The organism is Lyngbya sp. CCY1209 (assembly GCF_055795065.1).
In genome coordinates this window covers 1-507 of record NZ_JAYFER010000408.1, presented here as the reverse complement: position 1 = coordinate 507, position 507 = coordinate 1, and the positions used below count along the sequence as shown (strand labels likewise).

The following is a 507-nucleotide window of genomic DNA, read 5'->3' as shown; positions in this document are numbered from 1 at the left end:
GATGTGACCAGAAGCCAACGCCCAGATGTAATGTCTGGGATATGCAGACGGGTCACGGTTCAGACGTAAGATGGAGATTCAAGTAGTGGTAAAGACGAAATCTAGTCAATCCAAAAGATTCGGAAAACTGAAGCTAGCGGACACTAAGAATGTATGGAGGGCTATCAATTGGACGAAAGTTCAGAGAATGGTCTTCAAGCTACAAAAGCGTATCTATCAAGCGGCTCAATCGGGACAGGATGCAAAAGCCAGAAGGTTGCAGAAACTCCTTTTGAAGTCATACTATGCAAGGCTCTTAGCGGTAAGGCGAGTGACCCAAGACAACCAAGGCAAGAAAACAGCCGGAGTAGATGGTGTGGTAACAATATCCCCGAAACAAAGGTTTGAACTTGTTGAGGAAATCAAAGAAAACTTCAAAGCCAAGCCATTACGGAGAGTCTGGATACCAAAACCCGGACGGGATGAAAAACGCCCTCTGGGAATCCCGACAATCCGAGACAGAGCCAA

General features: G+C 46.4%; 1 protein-coding gene. It reads left to right on the top strand.

Annotation, left to right across the window (positions count from 1 at the left end; translation table 11 throughout):
* Positions 1-70 precede the first annotated feature (70 nt).
* A partial coding sequence (locus tag AC0QHF_RS12115) for a reverse transcriptase N-terminal domain-containing protein (RefSeq protein ID WP_324704474.1) occupies positions 71-507 on the top strand: 437 nt, incomplete at its 3' end.